The organism is Streptomyces flavotricini, assembly GCF_020639365.1.
Classification (GTDB): Bacteria; Actinomycetota; Actinomycetes; order Streptomycetales; family Streptomycetaceae; genus Streptomyces; species Streptomyces flavotricini.
In genome coordinates, this window is record NZ_JAINUL010000001.1 from 4,950,417 (window position 1) to 4,972,047 (window position 21,631).

At 72.9% G+C, this 21,631-nt stretch carries 16 protein-coding genes and 1 pseudogene; 7 read left to right on the forward strand and 10 right to left on the reverse strand.

Annotated features, from left to right (window positions below; translation table 11 throughout):
* Positions 1–123: 123 nt before the first annotated feature.
* Positions 124–807, reverse strand: coding sequence for a GDSL-type esterase/lipase family protein (locus tag K7B10_RS22555; RefSeq protein WP_229338488.1), 684 nt, complete (start codon positions 805–807; stop codon positions 124–126).
* Positions 808–883: 76 nt separating this feature from the next.
* Here K7B10_RS22555 and K7B10_RS22560 point away from each other — a divergent pair, with 76 nt between their 5' ends.
* Positions 884–1,900 (forward strand): PQQ-dependent sugar dehydrogenase family protein, encoded by a 1,017-nt coding sequence (locus K7B10_RS22560; RefSeq protein ID WP_229338490.1) that lies wholly within the window; start codon positions 884–886, stop codon positions 1,898–1,900.
* 48 nt (positions 1,901–1,948) lie between these two features.
* Here K7B10_RS22560 and K7B10_RS22565 read toward each other — a convergent pair whose 3' ends face one another.
* Complete coding sequence (locus tag K7B10_RS22565; protein WP_229338492.1) at positions 1,949–3,211, reverse strand: MFS transporter; 1,263 nt, start codon at positions 3,209–3,211, stop codon at positions 1,949–1,951.
* Between the two features lie 136 nt (positions 3,212–3,347).
* Positions 3,348–3,785, reverse strand: a complete 438-nt coding sequence (locus K7B10_RS22570; RefSeq protein WP_030156888.1) for a MarR family winged helix-turn-helix transcriptional regulator — start codon at positions 3,783–3,785, stop codon at positions 3,348–3,350.
* Between the two features lie 118 nt (positions 3,786–3,903).
* On the opposite strand from K7B10_RS22570, the gene K7B10_RS22575 reads away from it, so the two are divergent.
* Positions 3,904–4,086 carry a BrnA antitoxin family protein gene (locus tag K7B10_RS22575; protein WP_229338494.1) on the forward strand — a complete coding sequence of 61 codons (183 nt, stop codon included), beginning with the start codon at positions 3,904–3,906 and terminating at the stop codon, positions 4,084–4,086.
* A gap of 56 nt (positions 4,087–4,142) precedes the next feature.
* On the opposite strand, the gene K7B10_RS22580 is transcribed toward K7B10_RS22575, so the two are convergent.
* On the reverse strand, positions 4,143–4,433 hold the full coding sequence (locus K7B10_RS22580; protein ID WP_229345296.1) for a PIN domain-containing protein: 291 nt from the start codon (positions 4,431–4,433) through the stop codon (positions 4,143–4,145).
* A 75-nt stretch (positions 4,434–4,508) separates the two neighbouring features.
* On the reverse strand, positions 4,509–5,963 hold the full coding sequence (locus K7B10_RS22585; RefSeq protein WP_229338496.1) for an NCS2 family permease: 1,455 nt from the start codon (positions 5,961–5,963) through the stop codon (positions 4,509–4,511).
* Between the two features lie 150 nt (positions 5,964–6,113).
* Here K7B10_RS22585 and K7B10_RS22590 point away from each other — a divergent pair, with 150 nt between their 5' ends.
* The 3 genes from K7B10_RS22590 to K7B10_RS22600 all read left to right on the forward strand — a co-directional run bounded on the left by K7B10_RS22590 (position 6,114) and on the right by K7B10_RS22600 (position 9,747).
* Entirely contained in the window at positions 6,114–6,404 is a 291-nt protein-coding gene (locus K7B10_RS22590; RefSeq protein WP_229338498.1) for a DUF2530 domain-containing protein, read from the forward strand.
* Positions 6,405–6,520: 116 nt separating this feature from the next.
* Positions 6,521–8,989, forward strand: coding sequence for a cation-translocating P-type ATPase (locus K7B10_RS22595; protein WP_229338500.1), 2,469 nt, complete (start codon positions 6,521–6,523; stop codon positions 8,987–8,989).
* Between the two features lie 233 nt (positions 8,990–9,222).
* Complete coding sequence (locus K7B10_RS22600) at positions 9,223–9,747, forward strand: RICIN domain-containing protein (protein ID WP_229338501.1); 525 nt, start codon at positions 9,223–9,225, stop codon at positions 9,745–9,747.
* Positions 9,748–9,784: 37 nt separating this feature from the next.
* On the opposite strand, the gene K7B10_RS22605 is transcribed toward K7B10_RS22600, so the two are convergent.
* The 4 genes from K7B10_RS22605 to serC form a co-directional block, all read right to left on the reverse strand.
* Complete coding sequence (locus tag K7B10_RS22605; protein ID WP_229338503.1) at positions 9,785–12,943, reverse strand: sacsin N-terminal ATP-binding-like domain-containing protein; 3,159 nt, start codon at positions 12,941–12,943, stop codon at positions 9,785–9,787.
* 128 nt (positions 12,944–13,071) lie between these two features.
* On the reverse strand, positions 13,072–13,695 hold the full coding sequence (locus K7B10_RS22610) for a class F sortase (protein WP_229338505.1): 624 nt from the start codon (positions 13,693–13,695) through the stop codon (positions 13,072–13,074).
* Positions 13,688–14,509: a hypothetical protein gene (locus K7B10_RS22615; RefSeq protein WP_229338507.1), complete on the reverse strand. Its 822-nt coding sequence runs from the start codon at positions 14,507–14,509 to the stop codon at positions 13,688–13,690. Before K7B10_RS22615 ends, K7B10_RS22610 begins: the two co-directional genes overlap by 8 nt.
* Positions 14,510–14,828: 319 nt before the next feature.
* Complete coding sequence (gene serC, locus K7B10_RS22620; RefSeq protein WP_229338509.1) at positions 14,829–15,950, reverse strand: phosphoserine transaminase; 1,122 nt, start codon at positions 15,948–15,950, stop codon at positions 14,829–14,831.
* 85 nt (positions 15,951–16,035) lie between these two features.
* On the opposite strand from serC, the pseudogene K7B10_RS22625 reads away from it, so the two are divergent.
* Both K7B10_RS22625 and K7B10_RS22630 read left to right on the forward strand, forming a co-directional pair.
* Positions 16,036–18,755, forward strand: a pseudogene (locus K7B10_RS22625) (FAD-binding and (Fe-S)-binding domain-containing protein).
* 47 nt (positions 18,756–18,802) lie between these two features.
* Positions 18,803–19,756: an EamA family transporter gene (locus tag K7B10_RS22630; protein WP_229338511.1), complete on the forward strand. Its 954-nt coding sequence runs from the start codon at positions 18,803–18,805 to the stop codon at positions 19,754–19,756.
* Positions 19,757–19,845: 89 nt separating this feature from the next.
* Here the strand turns inward: K7B10_RS22630 and K7B10_RS22635 are convergent, their stop codons facing one another.
* Entirely contained in the window at positions 19,846–21,459 is a 1,614-nt protein-coding gene (locus K7B10_RS22635; protein WP_229338512.1) for an alpha/beta fold hydrolase, read from the reverse strand.
* Between the last annotated feature and the right edge of the window lie 172 nt (positions 21,460–21,631).

Sequence of the window (21,631 nt, forward strand, 5' to 3'; positions counted from 1 at the left end):
TCCGGCCGGCATGACGGCACGGCCGGTCCGCGCCCCGCGCCCCCGGCGCGGACCGGGGCGCGGATCAGTCGCGGGGGAACTCGGAGGTGTCGAGCTTCGGGCCCACCGCCGTGCCCGACCGTGTCAGGGCATCCGGTACGGGCCGCCGATGCCCCAGGCCTGGTGCAGGACCGCCGCGAATTCCCCGGCCAGGCGGTGCTCGCCGGAGGCGTTGGGGTGGGTGCCGTCGTACGTGTCGTGCGCGATCTCGTACGAGGCCGGGCGCGCGGCCAGCAGGATCGGCGAGGCGTCGGTCGACAGGTCGGCCACGGCCTTCGCGAGGAGTTCGTTGAACCGGGCCACCTCGGCCGCGAACGGCGCGTCGGAGTCGGCCCGGACGTTCGGGATGACCGGGAGCAGGACCATCCGGATGCCGGGCCGGGCGGCGCGGGCCTCCGCGATGAAGCGGCGGGCGTTGGCCGCGGTCTCCTCGGCGGCGGTGTAGAAGCCGAGGTCGATCAGGCCGAGGGAGACGAGCAGGACGTCGGGCTCGCCGGAGCGGACGGCGGAGCCGATGAGGGGGGCCATGTGCTGCCAGCCCTCGCCCCAGCCGGCGAGGTGGCGGCGGGCGTGCTCCGGGAAGCCGGGGTCGGCGTAGGCGTGGCTGGTCGGCTCGTTGGCTCCGGTGTCGAAGAGCGCGGTGCGCGGGCCGACGATCTCGTGCGGGCCGCCGGGGACGGAACCGAGGTGCTGCCACATCCGGTAGCGCCAGGTGTAGTCGCCGGCGCGTCCGATGGTCATGGAATCACCGACGAACATGAAACGCATCCGGTCATCATCGCGGATCACGCGCCGGGCGCCCCTGTGATGCCGGACACGCGGGGCGGGCTGGCACGCTTGGGGTATGCGCCTGCTGCCGTTGACCGCCGTCATTGCCCTTGTCGTGCTGCCCGGTTCGGCCGCCGCGGCCGCCGAGACCTCGGCCTCCGCCACCCCCGGTGCCTCCGGGTTCACGATCACCGATCCGCGGATCAAGGAGTCGAGCGGGCTGGCGGCGAGCCGGATCCACCCGGGCGTGTACTGGACGCACAACGACAGCGACGACGGCCCGTACGTGTACGCGGTGGACTCGGCGACCGGCAGGACCGTGGCCCGGGTGACGCTGACCGGGATCGGGACCCCGCGCGACGTCGAGGCGATCTCGGTGGGCCCGGACGGGCAGCTGTACGTCGGCGACATCGGCGACAACCTGAACGGGACCTGGGACCACGTCTGGATCTACCGCTTCCCGGAGCCGAAGCAGCTGGCCGATGTCACGTTCAAGGCCGAGCAGTTCACGGTGAAGTACGCGGACGGGGCGCGCAACGCGGAGGCGCTGATGGTGCATCCGGTGACGGGCCGGGTCTACATCGCCAGCAAGAGCGAGGACAAGGGCGGGCTGTACGAGGGGCCGGAGAAGCTGTCGGCCGCGGGGACGAACGTGTTCCGGCGGGTCGCGGACCTGCCGTGGGTGACGGACGGGGCCTTCTCCCCGGACGGCGGCCGGCTCACGCTGCGCGGCTACTTCTTCGCGAAGACCTACCCCTGGAAGGACGGGAAGCCGCAGGGCGAGGGCGAGCGGGTGGACGCGCCGTGGCAGGGGCAGGCGGAGTCGGTGACGTACTCGGCGGACGGGTCGACGCTGCTGTTCGGGTCGGAAGGGGAGTCGAGCCGGGTGGTGGCGGTCCCGGTGAAGCCCGCGTCCGGCGGCTCCGCCACCCCCGCCCCGGCGAAGCCGGGCGGAGCGCCGGCCGCCGGGGCCCCCGGCCCCGCGGGCGAGCAGGGCGGGGGCGGCTTCACGAAGGGCGCGGCCGTGCTGGCCGTGGGCACTGCCCTGGTCCTCGGCGCCAAGCGGCTCTTGCGCCGGAAGCCGCGCGACTGACGCTCCCGCGCCGGCGGCGCGTCAGTCGCGGGGTTCTCGGCGGACGTACTACGCCGCCGTGACCAGCTCGCGGGGGCGGGCCGACGGGACGAACGTGACTCCGTGGCGGCTCACGCTGAGGCGGAGGTTGCCGACCCGGGACAGGATCGCCGCGATCGCCGCGGCCGCGGCCAGGGAGACGAGGCCGCCCGCGGCCATGCCGATCCGGGCCCCGTACGTGTCCGTCACCCAGCCGACGACCGGCGCGCCGATCGGGGTGCCGCCGGTGAACACCATCATGTACAGCGCCATCACCCGGCCCCGCATCTCGGGGTCGGTGGCCATCTGGACGCTCGCGTTCGCGGTGACGTTGACCGTCAGCCCGAACATCCCGATCGGCACCAGCAGCGCCGCGAACAGCCAGAATCCGGGCGCGAAGGCCGTCACGACCTCCAGTGCGGAGAACAGGACCGCCGCCGCGACCAGCAGCCGCAGCCGCGAGTGCCCGCGCCGGGCCGCCAGCAGCGCACCCGCCAGGGAGCCCGCGGCGATCAGCGTGTTGAACAGTCCGTACGTGCCCGCGTCCCCGTGGAACACGTCGCTGACGAACGCCGACAGCCAGATCGGGAAGTTGAACCCGAAGGTGCCGATGAAGCCGACCAGCACGATCGGCCAGATCAGCTCGGGTCGGCCGGCGACGTACCGCAGGCCCTCCCGCAGCTGGCCCTTGGCGCGCGGCCGGGTCTCGACCGGGTGCAGTTCGCGCGTGCGCATCAGCAGCAGGCCGGCGACCGGTGCGGCGAAGGAGAGCCCGTTGAGCAGGAAGGCCCAGCCGACGCCGACGGCGGTGATCAGCACACCGGCGATCGCCGGGCCGACCAGCCGCGCGGACTGGAAGTTCGCCGAGTTCAGGCTGACGGCGTTGGCGAGCTGCTCCTTGCCGACCATCTCGGAGACGAAGGTCTGCCGCGCGGGGTTGTCCACGACGGTGATGAGGCCGAGCAGGAAGGCCGCGAGGTACACGTGCCAGACCTGGACGTGTCCGGCGAGGGTGAGTGCGGCGAGCGCGACACCGGTCAGGCCCATCAGGGTCTGGGTGGCGATCAGCAGCGGCCGCTTGGGCAGCCGGTCCGCGAGTACGCCTCCGTAGAGGCCGAACACCATCATCGGCAGGAACTGCAGCGCGATCGTGATGCCGACCGCGGAGGCCGAGCCGGTCAGGGACAGGACCAGCCAGTCCTGGGCGATGCGCTGCATCCAGGTGCCGGTGTTGGAGACTGCCTGTCCCGTGGCGAAGAGCCGGTAGTTCCGGATCTTCAGAGAGCTGAACATCGAGTTGTTCTTGCCCGTGGAGCGTGTGGAGCGTGTGGAGCGCGTCGGGCGCCCGGTGGTAGTGGTGGATGTATGGCCGGGTGCGGAGTCTGCTCCGTTTCCCGTACTCAAAAGCGTCGCCTCCTGGCGTCGTTCCTCACAAGTGGGCGAGCTTCTCCAGGACGGGCGCGGCCTCGCGCAGCTTGGCCCATTCGTCCTCGGTGAGCTCGGCCGCGAGCCCGGCCAGGAAGGCGTTGCGCTTGCGACGGCTCTCTTCGAGCATCGCTTCGGCCTCCTCGGTCTGGGTGACCACCTTCTGGCGGCGGTCGTCCGGGTGCGGCTGCAGCCTGACCAGTCCCTTGGCCTCCAGCAGCGCGACGATGCGTGTCATCGACGGCGGCTGGACGTGTTCGCGCCGGGCCAGCTCACCGGGGGTGGCCTGGCCGCACCGGGCGAGGGTGCCGAGGACCGACATCTCGGTCGGGCTCAGCGATTCGTCGACGCGCTGGTGCTTGAGGCGCCGGCCCAGCCGCATGACGGCGGAGCGGAGGTCGTTCACGGCGGCAGCGTCGTCGCCATGGGTAAGGTCGAGCATCTCTTTAGACTACCTCATTACTCTCTCTAAAGAACGCCATTGAAGCGTGTCACTCGTACGGGTGAGTCCGCAGCGGAAAGCGACACGCGTCCACGTCCTGTGCCCCGACCCTTTCGGCATGGGGACACACGTGCTGAGCATGCGCATAGACGGGGAGCTGCTCGACCGCCTCCGGACTCATGCGGCGAAACGCGGAATGAGCGTCCAGGACTACGTGGTCCGGACGCTCATCCGCGATGACTTCGACGAGCGCTTCAAGGCGGCCGTCGACGAGACGGACAAGTTCTACGGGCTCACGTGAGACGCCCGGCGGACGGGGCTGCCGGGACCTCGCGGCCTGTCCGGTGACGGACGCGGTCATGTCGTAGTCGCGTCGTAGTGCAGGACCGTGCGTCCATGCCGCTCGGCGGTGGTGGCGATCAGCGCGTCCGCCATGGACAGGGCCCGGTGGTTGACGCGGAACGGGGCGAGGCGCTGGATCTCCTTGGCCCGGTCCCCGACCTCGTCCGTGCAGGGCAGGTGGTCGAAGCCCCTGAGCAGGTGGCTCAGCCGCTCGGCCTCCGCTGCGCTCCGAGCGCTGTGCAGAACCTCCATCTCGACCGCCGCGCTCACTGCGAGCGGCGCGCGCTGTGAGAGGTCGTCGAGAATCGGCTCCCTGTCCCGGTGACGCCGACGGCCCCGCCCTCCGTGGAGGGCGGGGCCGTCGGCGGCGGGAAGGGGGGCTTACGTGAGGCCGAGGGCCGGCATCGCGTAGTAGAAGACGAACACCGCCGACACGGCGTACAGGGCCGCCGGGACCTCACGGCCCCGGCCGGTCGCCAGCCGCAGCACGCAGAAGCTGATGAAGCCGAAGCCGATGCCGTTGGTGATCGAGTACGTGAACGGCATCATCACCATGGCCAGGAAGGCCGGGACGGCGATGGTGAAGTCGCTCCAGTCGATGTCCCTGACCGAGCCCGCCAGGATCAGGAAGCCGACCGCCACGAGGGCGGGGGTGGCCGCCTGGGACGGGACCATGGTGGCGAGCGGGGTCAGGAACAGCGCCACGGTGAAGAGGCCGCCGGTCACGACGTTCGCGAGGCCCGTACGGGCGCCCTCGCCGACGCCGGCCGTGGACTCCACGAAGCAGGTGGTGGCCGAGGACGAGGTGGCGCCGCCGGAGGCGACGGCCAGGCCGTCGATGAGCAGCACCTTGTTGATGCCGGGGAAGTTTCCGTCCTTGTCGATCAGCTTGGCCTCGTCGCCGACGCCGAGGATCGTGCCCATCGCGTCGAAGAAGCAGGACAGCAGCACGGTGAAGACGAAGAGGATGCCGGTCAGCAGGCCGACCTTGCCGAAGCCGCCGAACAGGCTGACCTGGCCGACGAGCCCGAAGTCGGGCGCGGCCACCGGATTGCCCGGCCACTCGGGGACGGTCAGGCCCCAGCCCGAGTCGGGCAGCCCGACGATCAGCTGGACGGCGACGGCGATGACGGTCATGACCACGATGGAGATCAGGATCGCGCCGGGCGTCTTGCGGATCAGCAGGGCGAGGGTCAGCAGGACGCCGACGATGAAGATCAGGACCGGCCAGCCGTGGAGGTGGCCGCCCGTGCCGAGGGTGAGCGGCACGGTGGTGTGAGCGGCGTCCGGGATACGGGTGACGAAGCCCGAGTCGACGAGGCCGATCAGCATGATGAACAGGCCGATGCCGATCGCGATGCCCTTGCGCAGGCCGAGCGGGACGGCGTTCATGACCCGCTCGCGCAGGCCGGTCGCGACCAGCAGCATCACGACGAAGCCGGCCAGGACCACCATGCCCATGGCGTCGGGCCAGCTCATGCGCGGGGCGAGCTGGAGGGCGACGACGGTGTTCACGCCGAGACCGGCGGCGAGCGCGATCGGGACGTTGCCGATGACGCCCATGAGGAGCGTGGTGAAGGCCGCCGTCAGGACGGTGGCGGTCACGAGCTGGCCGCTGTCGAGCTGGTGGCCGTACATGTCCTTCGCGCTGCCGAGGATGATCGGGTTCAGCACGATGATGTAGGCCATCGCGAAGAAGGTGGCGAAACCGCCGCGGACCTCGCGGGCCACGGTGGAGCCGCGCTCGGAGATCTTGAAGTGGCGGTCCAGGGCGGACCCGCCGCCGGGGGCGGGGTCCGGGAGGGTGGGCGCGGGGGCGGGAGCCGACGTGCTCATGCGGTCCTCTAGGTCTTCATTGCGGGGGGCATTGGGTGATTCGTACGAAGAAAATGGGCCATGCCCACACCGTTTCAGTATGAACACATGAACGAAAGCCCGTCCATCTCCGCGCGTAGACCCCGCGCGGGGCCACCTAGACTTGAGGCCATGGCGAAATGGACAGCGAAGCACGAGGCGCCCGAGCCCCTTGAGGGCCCGATCGTCGCGACCGTCACCGGCGGCACGATCCTCTGGTTCGCGATGTTCCTCGTCCAGCTCCCCTTCTACGGCTGGTTCGCCGACCGGGACCTGCTGTGGTGGGTCTGGTGCTGCGCGGCCGGCGGGTTCCTCGGCCTGATCGGCGTCTGGTACGTCCGGGGCCGCGACGCCGCGCTCAAGCGGCACGCCGCAGAGGCGCAGGCCGCGCGCGGCGAGGAAAACGGCGGCGGCTCCGGCTGACGGATCGGGCGGGCCGGGGGGCCAGGGGGACCAGGGGACGATTCGGGTCATCCCGAAGTCGGATCTTCGGACTTCTCGGGGGGTGAAGCGGTAGAACCCCCTTTACCGTCGAAAGCATGACGCAGCGGGCAGAGATCGAACCAGGCGGTTCCGAGCCGGGCGGCGGCGGCCCCGGCGGCGCGACCATCGACGCGGGAGCCGAGCTGGATCCGGTACACCCGGTCCGGCTGCCCGCCCCCCGGTTCAAGCCCGCGGGCCTGACCACCGCCGAAGTCGCCGAGCGCGTCGCCCGCGGGGCCGTCAACGACGTGCCCGTACGCAGCAGCCGCTCCACCGCCGACATCGTCCGCGCCAACGTCTTCACCCGGTTCAACGCCATCATCGGCGTGCTCTGGGTGGTCATGCTCATCGTCGCGCCGCTCCAGGACAGCCTCTTCGGCTACGTGATCATCGCGAACACCGGCATCGGCATCATCCAGGAGATGCGGGCCAAGAAGACCCTGGACAGCCTCGCCGTCATCGGCGAAGCCAAACCCAGCGTCCGCCGCGACGGCCGGACCGCCGAGATCTCCACCTCCGAGATCGTCCTCGACGACGTCATCGAGCTCGGCCCGGGCGACAAGGTCGTCGTCGACGGGTCCGTCGGCGAGGCCGAGGGCCTGGAGATCGACGAGTCCCTGCTCACCGGCGAGGCCGACCCCGTCCTGAAGAAGCCCGGCGACCCCGTCATGTCCGGGTCCTTCGTCGTCGCCGGCGGCGGCGCGTTCACCGCCACCAAGGTCGGCCGCGAGGCCTACGCCGCCCAGTTGGCCGAAGAGGCCACCCGCTTCACGCTCGTCCACTCCGAGCTGCGCTCCGGCATCTCCACCATCCTCAAGTACGTCACCTGGATGATGATCCCGACCTCGATCGGCCTGATCATCAGCCAGCTCGTCGTCAAGGACAACAACCTCAAGGACGCCATCGCCCGCACCGTCGGCGGCATCGTCCCGATGATCCCCGAGGGGCTCGTCCTGCTGACCTCCGTCGCCTTCGCGATCGGCGTCATCCGGCTCGGCCGCAAGCAGTGCCTGGTACAGGAACTGCCGGCCATCGAAGGCCTCGCCCGCGTCGACGTGGTCTGCCTCGACAAGACCGGCACCCTCACCGAAGGCGGCATGGACGTCACCGAGCTCCGCCCGCTCGGCGGCGCGGAGGCCGCGTACGTCAAGAAGGTGCTCGGCGCGCTCGGCGAATCCGACCCGCGTCCCAACGCCAGCCTCCAGGCGATCATCGACGCCTACCCGGACAGCGCCGAGTGGCGCTGCACCGAGTCCCTGCCGTTCTCCTCCGCCCGCAAGTACAGCGGTGCCAGCTTCAGCGAGGGCGACGGCGAGAACAACACCTGGCTGCTCGGCGCCCCCGACGTGCTCCTCCCGGCCGGGGACCCGGCGCTCGACGAGATCAACGAGCTCAACGAGCAGGGCCTGCGCGTCCTGCTGCTCGCCCGGGCCGCCCGCGAGCTCGACGACCCGGCCGTCGGAGCCGGCGCCAAGCCGACCGCCCTGATCGTCCTGGAACAGCGGCTGCGCCCGGACGCGGCCGACACCCTGCGCTACTTCGAGGACCAGAACGTCCACGCGAAGGTCATCTCCGGCGACAACGCCGTCTCGGTGGGCGCGGTGGCCGGCAAGCTGGGCCTGCCGGGCGCCGAGAACACCGTCGACGCGCGCAAGATGCCGACCGATCAGGCCGACCTGGCCAAGGTCCTCGACGAGAACGCCGTCTTCGGCCGGGTCAGCCCGCAGCAGAAGCGGGACATGGTCGGCGCGCTGCAGTCCAAGGGCCACACGGTCGCGATGACGGGCGACGGCGTCAACGACGTCCTGGCCCTCAAGGACGCGGACATCGGCGTGAGCATGGGCTCGGGCTCCGAGGCCACGCGCGCGGTCGCCCAGATCGTCCTCCTGAACAACAGCTTCTCCACCCTCCCCTCGGTGGTCGCCGAGGGCCGCCGGGTCATCGGCAACATCACCCGCGTCGCCACCCTCTTCCTCACGAAGACCGTCTACTCGGTGCTGCTGGCGATCCTGGTGGTCTGCTCCCAGGTCGAGTACCCCTTCCTGCCTCGCCACTTGACGCTGCTGTCCACCCTCACCATCGGCATTCCGGCGTTCTTCCTGGCCCTGGCGCCGAACAAGGAGCGCGCGCGGCCGCACTTCGTGAAACGGGTGATGCGGTACGCGATCCCGGGCGGCGTGATCGCGGCGGTGGCCACCTTCGTCACGTACCTGCTCGCCCGCCACCACTACAGCGGCCCCGAAGCCCTCCAGGCCGAGACGAGCGCGGCGACGCTGACGCTGTTCCTGACCTCGATGTGGGTCCTGGTGATCATCGCCCGCCCGTACACGTGGTGGCGGGTGGCCCTGGTCGGCGCGATGGGCGGCGCCTTCCTGATCGTCCTGGTCGTCCCCTGGCTGCAGGACTTCTTCGAGCTGAAGCTGGTGGGCACCGAAATGCCCTGGACGGCGGTCGCCGTCGCGGTGGCGGCCTCGGCCCTGATCGAGTTCACCTTCCGCTGGGTCAACCGCAGGTTCCCCGGCTAGACGGTCCGTTCCGGATCCCGCCCCCGCGGAGGGGTCCCGCGTCCCGGGACGTCCCGAACAGGCGGTGGGACGGCGGGAAGGCGCATGAGGACGGCTAGGTTCTTCCGTAGACGCCGTCGGGCCGGCCGGGATCGCGAGCCGTGGCCCCACGACGGTGCGTCATGTTTCGTACATCACCGGCGGGGGCGGGTCCGACGAGGAGCCCCTGCCGACGACACACCACGGGAACCTTCATGCGCATACGCACCGCCGCGGCCGCAGCGCTCGCCGCAGCCGCCTTCGGCACCGTCCTGTCCGCCGTTCCGGCCCAGGCTGCGGACCGCAAGGACGTCACGATCAACATCGCGGACGGCTACTGCCTGGACATCCCGAACAGCAACGCGTTCAACGGCCAGGTCGTCCAGCAGTGGCAGTGCAACGGCACCAACGCCCAGCGGTGGAACATCCTGGACTTCGGCGCCAGCCACTTCAAGATCCAGAGCGTCGCGTGGCCCCAGTTCTGCCTGAACAACTGGAGCGGCGGCAACACCCAGGGCGACTACATCAAGCTCTACAACAACTGCGACAGCCCCGACGCCGCCTTCAACATCGTCGGCACCGACTTCGGCAACTACATCCGGTTCCAGCCGATGAAGGCGACGAGCAACTGCGTCAACATGTGGGGCGGTCAGGTCCAGGGCGCGGTCGCGCGCCTCTACCCCTGCTCCGACGACGGCCCCAACGCGCGCTTCCGCCTGTGGAAGACCGGCGGCATCTAAAGAGCGCCCTTCGGATAGGGGCGGGCCCGCGCCGCCCTCAGTCGAACCAGCGGTCGCGGGCCAGTTCCGCCGTGCGGGAGGGGTCTTCCAGGAGGGCGGCCACCTCGAACCGGCGGGGCCACTGGTCCGCGGCCCAGGCGAGGCCGGCCGCCACGCCCTCCAGGGTCGCGGCGTGGAGGGTGCCGTCCGGGGTGCGGCGCCAGTCGAGTTCCACGCCGCCCGCGATCAGCTCCTCGTGCTCCAGGTAGGTCTCCGGGGTCGAGGGGCCCAGCAGGATCCGGACCGGCTCCGGGACCTCGTGCTCCTCGCCCGGCGTCGTGACCTCCGCGGGGACCGTCTCCGAGAGGCGCCGGACCTGGAGCAGCTCCGCCAGGTCGGCCGCGCGGGCCGGGGCCACCGGCAGGAGCGGGAGGCCCGCCGTGAGGGGCAGCAGGTCCGGGGCGTCCGCGATCAGCGCGTCCGCCGCGTCGACCACCACGATCTCCCCGTCCACCACCGTGCGCAGCTCGTCCGGGAGCGTGACCTGCTCGGGGTCCAGATCGGCCAGGGCCCCGTACAGGGCGTGCAGCTGGCGGTCCGACACCTCGCGGTCCGGGTCGGCGAGCCGGCCCAGGAGCTCGGCGGCGCCGCCGGGTTCGTCCAGCAGGGCCGGCACCGTCGTGCGCACGCCCAGCGCGCGCAGGACCTGCTCGTCCTCGAAGCCCGTCGCGTCCGCCGGGGTGTAGAGCCCCGCCAGCAGCGGGTCGCCGCCCGCCGAGCGCAGCCCCGCGGGGCGGCGGCCGTCGAGCACCGGGTGGTCGCGCAGCCACCAGGCGGTGTACGAGCGCACCGACTGCGTGGTGCCGTCCGGCAGCAGCACCCGTACGGGCTGGGTCAGCGCATCGCGCAGCGGGGGCTGCGCGAGCATGGCGAGGGCCTGCGGCCAGCAGTCGTCGTCGACCAGGTCGAGGTCGCGCACCGCGACGAGTTCCGTGGCCACGGGCGGCAGCGGGGTGTCGGGGAGCTGGTCCAGCACGTCCTCGCACCACACGTCCACCGCGTCCAGCAGCCCCGCGTCGTCCGGCTCGGCGAAGTCCCCCTCGCGCGGTTCCAGTTCGTCCGGGTCGAGGACCACGTCGGTGGCGCGGACCAGCTGGAAGGTGGCCAGCACGCCACACGCGGTCAGCGGTTGCGCGCCCCACTTCGCGGCCAGTTCGCCGTCCACGTAAGGGACTTCGTCCTCGCGGATCACCGAGGCCAGCGGCGAGCCCGGCAGCAGCAGTTCGCCCGCGGGCGTGAGTTCCCCGTCCTCGTCCGGCAGGGCCAGCGCGCCCAGCCACGGCTCGTCGCCCGGCGCCAGATCGGCCTCCCGGACCAGGCCCAGGACCACCTCCGCCAGCTCGTCGGCGTCGAGGGCGTCCTCGTCCCAGAACTCCCCGGCGTCCAGCGAAGCGGCCACCGCCGCCCGCACCTGCGGGGTCGTCAGGACCGCGCGCGGCGTGGCCGGGAGCGCGCCGAGCCGCTCCAGCAGCGGGTGGGCGGCGTCCGGGTGGGCCACCTTCAGTCCCATCCGGGCCAGGTCCTTCGGGGTGTCCGCGTCGGGCAGCAGTACGTGCCGGGGGCCGATCGTGGTCCGCCCGTCGGCCAGTGGCACCGGTAGCCCCGAGAGCCGGTCCGGGTCCACCCCCGCCAGGGTGTCGTACAGCCGGTGCCACCACTCCGGGGTGCGTTCGATGCCCGCGATCCGCTCGATGGCGTCGCCCAGCGGCAGCCGGCCCACGCCCAGCGTGCGCAGCTCGGGCCGGCGCTCCAGCCCGGCCGGCAGCAGGGTGGGCAGCACCTCGGCGAGGACCCGTACGGTATCGGCGCCCGCGCCCTCCACCACCTCGGCCTCGAAGGGCCGCAGGGCGGAGCGCTCCTCCGCGTGCTCGGCGGGGGCCGCCGGGGCGAGGAACGCCGTCCGCGGCAGCCGCTGCAGCACGGCCGCGCGCAGCGCCCCGTCCAGCGGGCCCTGGCCGAGCGGCCCGGGTACGAGGTCCACCAGCGCGGTCACCACCGGGTCCCAGGCGCCCAGCAGTTCGGCGTACGCGTCGGCCGCGCGCTCCACCAGGAAGTCGGTCAGCGGGCCCGGTGCGGGGTGCCGGCGGGTGGTGTCGAGCGGCAGCGTCGCGATGAGCAGGGCGGGGACGCCCAGCGGCTCGTCGGTCGGGGTCGGCGCGTGCACCACGCTCGCGGTGGCCGGGCGTACGGGAGCGCCTTCGGTGTCCACGGGCACGGCCCAGGAGACCGTCCAGACCGGCCGCAGCCGCTCCTCGACCGGCCGGTCGGCGAGCAGGGCCCGCTCGATGGGGCCGCTGTGGCGGACGGTGCGCCAGCGGCGGGTCTCGCCGGCGCCGCCCGCCGCGTCCTCGATGACCGTGTACGGGCCCTCGTCACGGCGCCGGAGCGTACGGGTCCCCTCCTGCGGGGTCTCCACGACGATCTCGGCCAGCCCGGGCAGGGTCAGCAGCAGCGCGTCGTCGATGCCGGACAGCAGCCGCTGCACCAGGCTCCCGGCGGCGGCGTCGCGCAGCGGGAGGACGACCACGGTGTCGTAGCCCTCGGGGGCGGTGCCCTCGGCGGGCAGCGGCAGCCTCAACAGCGGGACGTGCCCGTCGCGCCGGCGCAGTTCGTCGCCGAGGCCGGGGCTGCCGTTGGCGGCGTCGCGGGCCAGCTCGCGGGCCTCGGCCAGGGACCAGCGGACGCCGCCGTGGCGGCCGAGTACGGCGGGCTCGTCGGACACCGCGAGGACGGCCGCGAAGCCGACGCCGAACCGGCCGACGGTGTCGGCGGAGCCCGTCGCGCCGGCCGCCCCGGGCGCCCCCGCGGGCTCCCGCTTCGCGGAGGCCCGCAGGGTGCTCAGCGACTCCACGCCCGTCGCGTCCAGCGGGGCACCGGTGTTGGCGACGGCCAGCACCCCGTGTCCGCCCTCGCCGGAGTGCAGGGTGATCCGCAGCCGCCCGGGCACCTTGGCCCGGGCCGCGGCGTCGGCGGCGTTCTGCGCCAGCTCGACGACGAGCCGGTCGCGGTAGCCGCCGAGGGCCAGGTCCTCCTCGGCGTTGGCGTCCTCGCGGAACCGGGCCGGGCCCGCGCCCCAGGCGTCGAGCACCCCGCGCCGCAGCCGGGCCGTGCCGAAGGGGTCCACGCCGCCCTGGGCCGCCGTCACTCGCACGCTCACGCCGCTGCCTCCATGCTGTCCTGCACTGCGCTGCACCGCATTCACCGGAATGCCGAATGCCGAGGCCCTGAAGGTATCGCGTGCGGGACCCGCGGGTCGGGGCGGCCGGGCCCACGCGGGTCCTGTGCTCACGTCCGTCCGGTGAGGTGCGCGAAGACGACGACGTTGGAGTCCCAGTGGCGGTCGGCGGTGAGGTCGCCGCCGCAGGTGATCAGGCGCAGTCGGGCCGCGCCGTGGGTGTCCCCGTAGACCTTGTCGGTGGGGAAGTCGTCCTTCTTGTACGTGCCGACTTCGTCGACGGCGAAGACGGCGGTGGTGCCGTCGGCCCGGTGGACCTGGATCTCCTCGCCCTTCTTCAGGGTCTTGAGGTTGAAGAAGACGGCCTTCGGGGCCTGCGGGGTGTCCATGTGGCCGACGATCGCCGCGGCGCCCGCCTCACCCGGGGTCGGGCCGTCCTTGTACCAGGCGGCGTCGTCCGGCTTGGCGAAGTCCGGCTCCTGCATCTCCCCTTGGGCGTCGAGGCCGACCGTGTCGAGCGGCGCGTCGACCTTGATGTCCGGGATCTCGATGCGGTCCGGGACGGAAGCGGGGAGCGCGGAGGCCGCCTTCGCGGCCGCGGCCGCGTCGGAGCCACTGCTCGCCGAGGCCGAGCAGCCGCAGGCGAGTACGGCGGCGAGGGCCGTGGCGCCCGCCAGGGCGGCAGCGCGGCGTGCGCGGCCGTCCCGGCGGGGAGGGGTGGGCTGCTCAGGCATGGGTCGTGGCTTCTGCCGTGCCGGCCGCGGCGGCCGTGTCCGCAGGCGCCTGGCCCGTGTTGACGGAGCCCTTGGGCGTCTTGTGCTCGCTCGGCTTCAGCGGGGTCACCGGCTTGACGTCGGGCTTGCCGCCACCGCCCGCCTCGGTGGAGAACTTCACGGTGTCGAACTCCTTGCCGCCCGCGAAGGCGTGCACCCCGTAGTACCCGGTCTTGACCCCCTTGGCGACGACGGCGGTACCGGTCCACGTGCCGTGCCCGTCGCTCTTCAGGTCGACCCGGCCGCCGAACGCGTCGGAGGTGACGTACGCGTTCTTCGCGTCGGCCGCCGTCCTGATCGTGACCCCGACCTTGTCTCCGGGACGGCCGGAGTCCGCGGACAGCTTCAGGGAGGACGTGGGGGCGGGCGGCGGGGTCTCGGCCCTGACGGTCAGCTGCGCGGTGGCCTGGAGCTTGCCGCCGTCGGGGGCGGTGCCGGTGAGGCTCACGCCGTAGTTGCCGTCCGCGACCTTGGCGATCTTCGCGGTGCCGGTCCAGGTGCCGTCGCCCGCCGGGCTCAGCCTGACGTCCTCCAGGGCCTTCGAGGAGACCGACAGGGCGGTGGAGCCCTGGGGGGCCTTCACGGTGACCTTGACCTCGGCGCCCGGCTTGCCGGAGGCGACGGAAAGCCGAAGGGACGCGGAGCTGTCGCTGCTGCTCGCGTTGTGGCTGCTCGAAGGGGACGGGCTCGCATCGGCGGCGAACACGGGGGCGGCGGCGCCGAGGGCCAGCGTCGAGGTGAGGGCTACGGCCGCGAGGGTGACTGCCTTGCGCATGGGATTCCTCCTGAACGGGAGGCCGGGGTTCGTTCCCGGCACACCTGACATGAGGTGCATTCCGGGCGCTTGGTTGCGGGGCCGGGCAGCCCCCCGCGGGGCACCTGCCGAAGGTCCCCCGGCATGAAACCGCAGGCCGCGCACCCACCGAGGATGCTCCGTTTGCGGGCTCTTTGCCCCGATTTTTGGGACCAAGGTCCCGGGGTTCGAACGGTGTCGGCGCAACGACGGAGCCCCTGGCGACGGTCAGTCGCCAGGGGCTCGTACGGTGCGGTTCGGACCGTGGTCAGGCCGTGGTCGGGCCGTCGTCAGGCCGTGGTCAGAGCTGCTCGATCACGTAGTCGATGCACGCGGTCAGCGCCTGCACGTCCGCCGGGTCGATCGCCGGGAACATCGCGATGCGGAGCTGGTTGCGGCCGAGCTTGCGGTAGGGCTCGGTGTCCACGATGCCGTTGGCGCGCAGCACCTTGGCGACGGCGGCCGCGTCGATGTCGTCCGAGAAGTCGATCGTGCCGATGACGGCGGATCGCTTGTCGGCGTCCACGACGAACGGGTTCGCGTACTTCGAGGCCTCCGCCCAGCCGTACAGGTGGCCCGCGCTGGCCGCCGTACGGCCGGTCGTGAACTCCAGGCCGCCCTGGCTGTTCATCCACTTCAGCTGCTGGTCCAGCAGGAAGAGGGTGGACAGGGCCGGGGTGTTGTAGGTCTGGTTCTTCAGCGAGTTGTCGATCGCCGTCGGCAGCGAGAAGAACTCCGGGATGTGCCGGCTGCCGGAGGCGTGCACGCGCGCCGCCCGCTCCAGGGCCGCCGGGGAGAACGCCGCCAGCCACAGGCCGCCTTCGGAGGCGAAGGACTTCTGCGGGGCGAAGTAGTAGACGTCGCTCTCGGTGATGTCCACCGGCAGACCGCCGGCGCCCGAGGTGGCATCCACCAGGACGAGTGAACCGGCGTCGGCGCCCTCGACGCGCTTGACCGGCGCCGCCACGCCCGTGGAGGTCTCGTTGTGCGTGTACGCGTACACGTCGACGCCCGCCTCGGCCACCGGCTCGGGGTGCGTGCCCGGCTCGGAGGAGATCACGGTCGGCTCGTCCAGCCAGGGCGCGAGCTTCGCGGCCTTGGCGAACTTGGAGGAGAACTCGCCGAAGGTGAGGTGCTGGGACTTGCGCTCGATGAGCCCGGCGGTCGCGACGTCCCAGAAGGCGGTGGAGCCGCCGTTGCCCAGGATCACCTCGTAGCCCTCGGGGAGGGAGAACAGGTCCCGGATGCCGTCCCGCACCGAGCCGACCAGGTTCTTGACCGGGGCCTGGCGGTGGGAGGTTCCGAGCAGGGAGGTACCGGTGGCGGCCAGGGCGTCCAGCGCCTCGGTCCGCACCTTGGAGGGGCCCGCGCCGAAGCGTCCGTCGGCGGGCTTGATGTCAGCGGGAATCTGGATCTCGGCCACGAGCGGAGCGTATCGGGTCCCGGTCCACCCCTCGGAGGCGCGTCCACCCGGTGAGACGGGTCCGGCCGGTGGCAGGGTGGGCGCCGTGACGTCACCCGGGGAACTCGAACGGACATTGCGGGAGAACCTGCGCGGGGAGGTGGACTTCGGGGCCGCGGCCCGCGCCCTGGCGACGATGGACGCCTCGAACTACCGCCGGGTGCCGGTGGGGGTGGCCCGGCCGCGCGACGCCGACGACGTGGCGGCCGCGCTGCGGATCTGCGCGGAGGCGGGCGTACCGGTCGTCCCGCGCGGCGGCGGGACCTCGATCGCGGGGCAGGCCACGGGCGTCGGCGTGGTGCTGGACCTGACCCGGCACATGAACGCCCTGGTGTCACTGGACCCGGCCGCCCGCACCGCCGTGGTCCAGCCGGGTCTGGTGCTCGACCGGCTGCGCGGGGCGGCCCGCCCCCACGGGCTGACCTTCGGCCCGGACCCCTCCATGCACTCCCGCTGCACGCTGGGCGGGATGATCGGCAACAACGCGTGCGGGGCCCACTCGGTGGCCTGGGGGACCACCGCGGACAACGTGGCGGAGCTGGCGGTCACGGCGTACGGGGGCGCGTCGTACAGGCTGGGGACGGGCTGGGCGGGAGCCCCGGCGGGCCTGCGGGAGCTGGTCTCCCGGAACCTGGCGGTGCTGCGCACGGGCATGGCGGGGGGCTTCTCGCGGCGGATCTCCGGATACGGCGGGCTGGACGCGCTGCTGCCCGAGCGGGGCGTGGAGGTGGCCCGGGCCTTCTGCGGGAGCGAGGGCACGCTCGGGGTGGTGACCGAGGCGGTCGTACGCCTGGTGGAGGCGCCGCGCGCGCCGGCCCTCGCGGTCCTCGGGTACGCGGACGAGAGTGCGGCGGCGGACGCGGCGGCCGCGCTGCTGGGCTTCGGGCCGCTGACGGTGGAGGGGATGGCGGCCGACCTCGTGGGCTCGGCCGCCGGGCTCCCCCGGGGCGGGGGGTGGCTGTTCGTCGAGATGCGGGACGAGGGGGCGGCGCGGTCCCTCGTGCGGGCCGCGGACGCGGTGGACTCGGTCGTGGTCACGGACCCGGCGGGGCAGCGGGCGCTGTGGCGGATCCGCGAGGACGCGGCGGGGACGGCGACGCGGATGCCGGGAGGGGGGATGGCCTGGCCGGGGTGGGAGGACTGCGCGGTCCCACCGGCCCGACTGGGCGCGTACCTGCGGGAATTCCGCGCGCTGCTGGCGCAGCACGGGCTGCGGGGGACCCCGTACGGCACTTCGGCGAGGGCTGCGTCCACGTACGGATCGACTTCGACCTGGTGTCGACGGCGGGGATCGCCCGCTTCCGCGCCTTCTCCGCCGACCTGGCGGACCTGGTGGTCTCCCACGGCGGCTCCCTCTCCGGGGAGCACGGGGACGGGCAGGCGCGGGCGGAGCTCCTGCCGAGGATGTACGGGCCGGAGGTCATCCGGCTCTTCGGCGCGTACAAGGACGTGTGGGACCCGGCGGGCGGGATGAACCCCGGCATGCTGGTCCGCCCGGCCCGCCTGGACGAGAACCTCCGCTTCGAGGTGCTGCCGGCGACGCCGTTCGCGGGGGAGGTGGCCCGCTGCGTGGGCGTGGCGAAATGCCGGTCCGCCGACGCGGCCGGTCCGCAGGTCATGTGCCCGTCGTACCGGGTCACGGGGGAGGAGCGGCACTCCACGCGCGGCCGGGCGAGGCTGCTGCACGAGATGCTGGCCGGGGAGATCGTGACGGACGGCTGGCGCTCGCCGGAGGTGGCCGAGGCGCTGGACCTGTGCCTGGCCTGCAAGGGCTGCATCGGCGACTGCCCGGTGGGGGTGGACATGGCTTCGTACAAGGCGGAGTTCCTGCACCGGCACTGGGCCGGTCGCATCCGTCCCCTGTCCCACTACACCCTGGGCGGCCTGCCCGTGTGGCTCCGCCTGATCGCCGCGCTGCGGCTGGCGCGCCCGGTGAACGCGGCCGCCCGCCGTCTCCCGGTCCCGGGCCTGGCGAGGGAACGCCCCCTCCCCCCGCTGGCCGTCGAGCCCTTCACCCGCTGGTGGCGCGGGTCGGGCCGCCTCGATCCGGCCCGTCCGGCGCGAGAGGTCACGCTCTGGCCCGACACCTTCACCGAGCACCTCTCCCCGCAGACCGGGCGGGCGGCCGTCACGGTCCTGCGCGCCGCAGGCCTCGCCGTGTCCCTCCCCCCGAAGGGTGTCTGCTGCGGCCTCACCTACGTCTCCACCGGCCGCCTCGACCGCGCCCGGTCGGTCCTGCGCCGCACCCTGGACGTCCTCGGCGAGGTACGAGGGCCCGTGACGGTCCTCGAACCCAGCTGCGCCGCCGCCCTGCGCGGCGACCTCCCCGCCCTGCTCCCCGACGACCCGCGCGCGGAGCGCCTCGCCCGCGCCGTGCGGACCTTCGCCGAGACCCTGGAGGAGTACGCCCCGCACTGGCAGCCGCCCCGGCTGGACCGCCCCGTCGTCGGCCAGACCCACTGCCACCAGCACGCCGTCCTCGGCGACGCCGCCGACCGCAGGCTCCGCGAGCGCGCCGGCCTCGGCGGCGAGCTCAGCGGCGGCTGCTGCGGCCTCGCCGGGAACTTCGGCTTCGAGCCGGGCCACCACGAGGTGTCCGTGGCCTGCGCCGAGGAACAGCTGCTCCCCGCCCTGCGCGCGGTCCCGCCCGGGGCCGCGGTCCTGGCGGACGGATTCTCCTGCCGCACCCAGATCACCCAGCTCGCCGGGCTCCCCCACGGGAACCGCGCCCGCCACCTCGCCGAGCTCCTGGCGGAGGCCCTGTAAGCCAACACACGCCTCCGCGGCCCTTACGCACCCCTTAGTCTGGATGAATGCCCGCAACCTCTCCCAAGTCCGACCGCGCCGTCCCGGCGCCCGCGGAGCTCACGACGGCCCCGGTACGCCCGACGGCCGCCGGTGTCGCCCCGTCCCGCTTCGGCCCCGTCGCACTGGTCATCGCCGCGGGCATCTCGGTGCAGTTCGGCGCCGCCCTCGCGGTCAAGATCATGCCGGGGGCCGGCGCCGCGGGCGTGGTCACGCTGCGGCTCGCGGCCGCCGCGCTGGTGCTGCTGGTCCTGTGCCGCCCGAAGGTCCGCGGGTACTCGCGCGCCGACTGGGGCACGGTCCTCGCCTTCGGCGTCGCCATGGCCGGGATGAACGGGCTCTTCTACCAGTCCATCGACCGCATCCCGCTCGGCCCGGCCGTCACCCTCGAAGTCCTGGGCCCCCTCATCCTCTCGGTCGTCGTCTCGCGCCGCCTGGTCAGCCTGCTCTGGGCCGGCCTGGCCCTCGGCGGTGTCGTCCTGCTCGCCGGCCACGGCGGCGGCGAAGGCTTCGGCGGCCTCGACCTCCTCGGCGCCGCCTTCGCGCTCGGAGCGGGCGCGATGTGGGCGGCGTACATCGTGTTCAGCGCGCGTACGGGCCGCCGCTTCCCGCAGGCGGACGGGCTGGCCCTGGCCATGGCGGTGGCGGCGGTGCTCTCCTTCCCGCTGGGCGTGATCGAGGCCGGCCCGGCGCTCCTGGTGCCGAGCACGCTGGCCCTGGGCGTCGGGGTCGCCGTCCTGTCCTCCGTGCTGCCGTACACCCTGGAGCTGCTGGCGCTGCGCCGCGTCCCCGCCCCGACGTTCGCGATCCTGATGAGCCTGGAACCGGCCATCGCGGCCACGGCCGGGTTCCTGCTCCTGAACCAGGCGATGTCGGAGATCGACGCGCTGGCGATCGCACTGGTCATCGCGGCGAGCATGGGCGCGGTCCGCTCCCAGACCCGCAAGACGCCCGCCGCCTGAAGCCGGGCGCCCGGACGCGCCCGCTCCGCCGGGCGCGGGGGGCTCGGCGGAGCGGGGGCGTCCGCGGTCGAGGCCGCAGGCGGCGGTGTTCAGCCCAGGGGTAGGTCCAGGTAGGACGGCGTGGCCTCCGGGGAGGTGAAGGCCAGCGTCGAGCGCGGCAGGTTGGCGTCCCCGTAGAACGGGTCGCGGGCGTCGATCACCAGCATCAGCCGGTGCCCGCGCGGGACGTCGTACGCCGTCGCCTGGAGCTCGAGGTCGGCGCTGACCAGGCTGTCGGGCGGGGAGTCGAGGTCCGTGTACGGGGCGTGCGTGACGATGTGCCCCGTCCCGTCGGGCGCCACCGCGAGCAGGTACGCGACGAACGACGAGTCCGGGTTCGCGGCCCGGTACGTGACGCGCAGCCTCGGCGTGCCGCGCAGCCGGGTGGTCTCCGCCTCCGGGTCCGCCGTCCAGACGGCGGCGACGGTGCGGTCGATGTCGTCGGTCCGGTACGCCTTGGGACGGCCCGCGATCTCGTCGTACCCGGAGCGGACGATCTCGTCGGCGACGGTCGCCGGGGTGTCCACCCCGCACAGCACGCCCGCGCTCCATCCGGCCTCGGGCCGCTCGGTGAGCTCCCCGCCGCTCGCCAGGTGCAACCGGCGCACCTGTTCGGTGACGGATTCCCAGGTGGGGCGGGGTTCCAGGGTCTGGCCCCACATGACCTCGCTGAGGATCCGGCCCTCGTCGGCGATGCCGTTGTCGATCTCCCTGAGGTGGTGGTCGAACCAGCGGTGGGCGTTCGTCCAGATCCGGTTGGGCAGGCCGATCATGCCCGTCATCTCGGGGCCGGAGTGGTCGCCGATGGAGAGGTCGAGGCGTTTGGGGCCGGTCAGCTCGTTGAAGAGCTTCAGCGTCTGGTTGCCGGGGAAGAGCGTCTCGTGCCAGGCGTGCGAGAAGTAGACGGGAACCTGGCGCCGGTTGAGCTCCTTGATGTGGGTGAACGGCGAGCGCTGCTCCGCCCAGCGCAGGGTGCCCTGGATGTCGCGGCCCGCGAGGACGTTCTCGAACACGCTCTGCGTCTGCGGGCTCAGCCGCGCCTTCGAAGCGGCCTTGAGCAGCGCCTGGACGGCCGCCACGTGCCGGGTCCGGTTCTCGTAGAAGGCCTCGCCGAGGTCGCCCCAGGTGCTGAGCGCGACCACCGCGTCGACGCGCGTGTCGTGCGCGGCCACGAGCTGGCTGATCCCGGAGCCGTACGAGTCGCCCAGGAATCCGATCTTCGTGACCGGGCCGGCGGTGCGCTCGATGAGGTGGTCCAGGGCGCGGCTGCCGTCGGCGACGTCGAGCGGGCCGGCCACGTCGACCTGGCCTTCGGAGCCGGCGAATCCGCGGGTGCTGTAGGCGAGCACGTTGTAGCCGCGCGCGGCGAACACGCTGGCCTGGACGGCGTACGGGAGCCAGCCGTGGTTCGTCCACGGCGAGGGCATCACGATCACGGGTCGCGGCCGGCCCCCGTTGTGCCGCCACAGCGCGGCGTCGAGCAGGTCCCCGTCGGAGCCGGCGACCTTGACCCGGCTGAAGACGGCGACGGACCGGGCGTCGGCGACCTCCGCGGCGCGGGCGGGGGCGAGGCCGGTGACGTCGCCGGTCTCGAGGGCGGCGACGAACGCGGTGAGGGTGGTCGCGTCGAGTTCGGGATAGAGCGAGAAAGCGGCTGAGATCACGTCGGTTCATCCTCTTCGTCGAGTGACGTTCTGCGTCGGGTGACGTTCGGCGAGTGACTTCTTCGAGTGGCTTCTTCGCGAGTGCCTTCGGCGCGGGGGGACTTCGCGGGGGACGAAGCGTTCAGTATCGGGGCGGCACCGGCGGGCTTCCGCCGCTTTCCGGCGTACGGCC